1 protein-coding gene is annotated in these 1,060 nt (G+C 47.0%); it reads right to left on the bottom strand.

Features of this window, described 5'->3' with window-relative positions:
- Positions 1-55: 55 nt before the first annotated feature.
- Positions 56-979, bottom strand: a complete 924-nt coding sequence (locus B5P39_RS24340) for an IS5-like element ISSpu11 family transposase (protein WP_069455281.1) — start codon at positions 977-979, stop codon at positions 56-58.
- Positions 980-1,060 lie beyond the last annotated feature (81 nt).

Genomic DNA, 1,060 nt, shown 5'->3' with positions numbered 1-1,060 from the left:
GGCTTTGTTTCCTAAATCGATTCAGCGAGCAAAGCTCCTCATAATCGTTTGAATATTAAACTACACGGTAAGTTTCAGGCATGCCTAGCCCAGTGAGTTTGTTCAACGCCTTTATCATCGCGTAAGTTTCTCCTACCTGACCGTTATAATTTCGCAGGCTCAATCTGCCACCAAGTAGTTGCTTCACTCTGTACATTGCTGTTTCTGAGATTGACCGCCGATGATAACCATACCGTTTTTTCCACTGTTTATTTGAACCATGAAGCTGTTGCCAACTGACCGCTAAGTTACGCGGATGACCTTGTTCCCAGAGCGCGGCACCTTCCCTCGGTGGAATGAGTACTAAAGCCCGTTTTCTACGAACGGCATCGTGACAGGCTCTTGTGTCGTAAGCACCATCACCTGAGATATTGCGGATTTTGCGATGGGTTTGCTTGAGCAAATTCGGCATAACTTCAGCGTCAGTGACACCGGATAAACTCAGTTCCGCTGCAATAATTTCATGGCTATGGGTATCGACAGCGATATGCAGCTTACGCCACACGCGGCGCTTGCCATCTGTGCCATGTTTCTTCACTTTCCACTCACCTTCACCATAAACCTTCAAGCCTGTCGAGTCGATAGCCAAGTGCTCAATGGTGCCACGCGTCTTGGTTTTAAAAGCAATCTTGACGGTTTTAGCGCGTTTGCTGATGCAAGTGTAATGTGGGCACGAAAGCGGAATATCAGCCAGTTTAAACACCGAGTTGATAAAGCCTTGTAACGCTCGTAGTGGCATCGAGAAAACACGTTTAACCATCAGCGCGGTGGTAATGGCTAAGTCGCTAAATACGCGTGGTCGACCTTTCCTTGGTTGCTCGGCCTTAGCTTTCCACTGGGCGATAGCGTCCTCATCAATCCAGAAGGTAAGTGAGCCACGATTGATCAGGGCTTGATTGTATTGCTTCCAGTTGATTGTTTTATATTGAGGTTTTGACACGATTGATGGGCGAGTTGATGGGCTATGTCGATCAGATCACCAGCTATGGTTTTAGTTCAACTGATTTAGGAAACAAAGCCT

It is taken from the genome of Shewanella sp. Shew256 (assembly GCF_002196695.1).
Lineage (GTDB): Bacteria > Pseudomonadota > Gammaproteobacteria > Enterobacterales > Shewanellaceae > Shewanella > Shewanella mangrovisoli.
This window is presented reverse-complemented; position numbering and strand designations above follow the sequence as displayed.